This is a genomic window from Agathobaculum sp., assembly GCF_050946325.1.
Lineage (GTDB): Bacteria > Bacillota > Clostridia > Oscillospirales > Butyricicoccaceae > Agathobaculum.
In genome coordinates, this window is sequence record NZ_JBMNUP010000184.1 from 1 (window position 1) to 2,864 (window position 2,864).

The following is a 2,864-nucleotide window of genomic DNA, read 5'->3' on the forward strand; positions in this document are numbered from 1 at the left end:
AGAACCCCGGTACACATTAATTTTGAAAAGTCTTAAATACTGCGGTTTTCTATCTGTGCGTACTTTTTCAGCTGTGACATCAGATTACCAAACTGCTCCGGATCCAGCGACTGAGCACCGTCGCACAGCGCGTGCGCGGGGTCGTTGTGGACTTCGACCAGAAGGCCGTCTGCGCCCACAGCAAACGCCGCTTTGCTCAGTGCGGGAACATAGGAGCGGATTCCGCAGGCATGGCTGGGATCGATGATAACCGGAAGGTGCGTTTTTTCTTTGAGCACGCATACAGCGGAAATGTCAAGAGTGTTACGGGTGGAAGTTTCAAATGTGCGGATTCCGCGCTCACAAAGAATCACATCTGAGCAGCCAGAGCTCATAATATATTCCGCGCTCATCAAAAGCTCGTCAATCGAGCTGGACAGCCCCCGTTTGAGCAACACAGGCTTGCCCATTTTGCCGACCTCTTTGAGAAGGTCGTAATTCTGCATATTCCGGGCGCCAATCTGCACGATGTCCACGTCCTCGAACAGCGGTGTCTGTGTCTGGTTCATAATCTCTGTAACGATTGGCAGTCCAGTCGCTTTTTTTGCCGCTGAGAGAAGCGCAAGGCCTTCCTTTCCAAGCCCTTGAAAGGAGTAGGGGGATGTGCGCGGTTTAAACGCGCCGCCGCGCAGAATCTTTGCGCCGCTCTGCTTGGTCAAACGCGCGATTGTGGTAATCTGATCCTCTGTTTCAACCGAACACGGCCCGGCGATTACGGTAAATCCGCCATCGCCGATGGTCACGTCACCGATGGTGATCACAGTATTATCCTCATGTACCGTGCGGCTGGCCGCTTTGTACGGTTCTGTCACGCGTCGGGCATAGGCCACAATCGGATTGGTATACACAACAGCGTCCATATCCACGGTGGATGTGTTTCCAATCAGACAAACGGCGTCGTGGTCGGTGCCGGGCGCCCAAATGGTCGAAAAGCCCTTGCTTTCCCAATCCTTGCGAAATTCTTGAACGGCGCTTTGCGAAACGCCTTTTTTCAAAATGAAAACCATTTTATTTCTCCCTCACCGCCTGGACAAAACGGCACATTTTTTCAAAATCCTTGAAGCCATCGGTTTCCACACCGGAGCTTACGTCCACGGCGTAGGGGTGCGCCATACTGACTGCCTGCGCAACATTGTCGGCGGACAAGCCGCCAGCCAGAAAATAGCTGCGTGAAACATTTGCGGTCAGCGACCAGTCAAAGTGTTTCCCGGTTCCGCCGCTGCCGTTGTCCAGCAGGATATAATCCGCCGATGAGTGCGTGGCTGCCGTCGCATCTGCCGTGCAACGGATGGAAAATGCCTGAATCAGCGGTTTGTCTGTCAAACTCCGCAGTTTTCGGATGTAGGTTTCGTCCTCCTGCCCGTGGAGCTGCGCCATGTCGATGACGCCGCCGTTCAAAAGCTCCACCACGTTTTCCGGCGGCTCGTTCACAAACACACCCACCGGGCAGATGGCACTGTCCAGCGTGAGCCGCAGCGCCGCAGCCGTTTCCGGCGAAATATATCGCCGGCTTTTTGCTGCGAAAACAAATCCGATATACTCCGGCCGCAGCTCGTTTGCATACGCGATATTGCAGGGCCGGCTCAGACCACAGAGTTTAATTTTCGTCATTAGCGGCCCTCCGCATAGCTCCAAGCGTTTCACTTTGATCGGCGGCGCGTATCAGTGCCTCGCCCACCAGCACCGCGTCAGCTCCAATCTCTTTCAGCACTTTTAGACTCTCCGGTCCCGTCACCCCGGACTCCGCCACATAAAGGATTCCATTTGGGACGCAGTCACGCAACCGTGCGGCATTGGAAAAGTCCACGGAAAAATCCTTCAGATTGCGGTTGTTCACGCCGATGACCTTCGCACCGGCAGAAACAGCGGAATCAATTTCCGCCTCGTCGTGCGCCTCGACCAGCGCGTCAAGGCCCAGTTCTTCGCAGATGCCGAGGTATGCTTCAATGGTCTTTGTGTCCAGCAGCGAGCAAATCAGCAGAACCGAATCCGCCCCCATGAGCCGCGCCTGATAAAGCTGGTATTCATCCACGACAAAATCTTTGCGCAGCATCGGCGTTTTGACCGCGACACGAATTTCGCGGAAAATCGCATCCGAGCCTAAGAACCACTTGGGCTCCGTCAGACAGGAGATGGCATCCGCGCCGGCGGATTCGTAAGCCTGCGCAATTTGCAGATAGGGAAAGTCAGCAGAGATCATGCCTTTCGACGGGCTGGCTTTCTTGATCTCGCAGATAAAGGAAATTCCCGGCTTTTGCAGGGCGGCGGCAAAGCCCGGACTGGCTTTGCCGCGCGCGCGGCAGTCTGCCCGAAGGCGCTCAAGCGAATATTCGGACCGGTCTGCCTCCACCCGCTTACGGGCATAGGCGGCGATGGCATCCAGAATGGTACTCATGCGTTGGACGCCTCCCGAAGCGCCTCCAGCGTCCGAAGCGCCGCGCCGGAGTCGATCAGTTTCCCGGCAAGCCTGACGCCGTCTGCAATGCCGTCAGCTTTCCCCGCAATATACAGCGCCGCGCCTGCATTGAGCAGCACGATACTGCGGCGGGGACCCTGCTCGCCACCGGAGAGTATAGCCCGGGTGATGGCTGCGTTTTCTTTGGGAGTACCACCCACGAGCGCGGATTTTTCACAGCGGGTCAGGCCAAAATCCTCCGGTGCAAGGACGGTGGTACGATAGTAACCGTCCCTGATTTCGCAGGCTGTTGTTGGTGCGTTCATCGAAATTTCGTCCAACTTGTCCTGCCCGTAAACCACAAGGCCGCGTTTAACGCCCAGCGTGGTCAAAACCTTGGCAATGGGCTCCACCAGATATTCATCGTATA

At 55.8% G+C, this 2,864-nt stretch carries 3 protein-coding genes and 1 pseudogene; all 4 read right to left on the minus strand.

Annotated features, from left to right (window positions below):
* Positions 1 to 32: 32 nt before the first annotated feature.
* On the minus strand, positions 33 to 1,046 hold the full coding sequence (aroF, locus tag ACOYIE_RS10295; RefSeq protein ID WP_433412904.1) for a 3-deoxy-7-phosphoheptulonate synthase: 1,014 nt from the start codon (positions 1,044 to 1,046) through the stop codon (positions 33 to 35).
* 1 nt (position 1,047) lies between these two features.
* Positions 1,048 to 1,650: a phosphoribosylanthranilate isomerase gene (locus tag ACOYIE_RS10300; protein WP_433412906.1), complete on the minus strand. Its 603-nt coding sequence runs from the start codon at positions 1,648 to 1,650 to the stop codon at positions 1,048 to 1,050.
* The gene (trpC, locus tag ACOYIE_RS10305) at positions 1,637 to 2,434 is read right to left on the minus strand and encodes an indole-3-glycerol phosphate synthase TrpC (RefSeq protein WP_433412908.1); all 798 of its coding nucleotides are present in this window, start codon (positions 2,432 to 2,434) and stop codon (positions 1,637 to 1,639) included. Before trpC ends, ACOYIE_RS10300 begins: the two co-directional genes overlap by 14 nt.
* Positions 2,431 to 2,864, minus strand: a pseudogene (locus tag ACOYIE_RS10310) (anthranilate phosphoribosyltransferase); the annotation flags it as partial. The pseudogene ACOYIE_RS10310 and the gene trpC, both read right to left, overlap by 4 nt.

Excerpts from the sequence above, each read along its gene's own strand:
- aroF (WP_433412904.1), bottom strand. The coding sequence starts at position 1,046 with ATGGTTTTCATTTTGAAAAAAGGCGTTTCGCAAAGCGCCGTTCAAGAA.
- ACOYIE_RS10300 (WP_433412906.1), bottom strand. The coding sequence starts at position 1,650 with ATGACGAAAATTAAACTCTGTGGTCTGAGCCGGCCCTGCAATATCGCG.
- trpC (WP_433412908.1), bottom strand. The coding sequence starts at position 2,434 with ATGAGTACCATTCTGGATGCCATCGCCGCCTATGCCCGTAAGCGGGTG.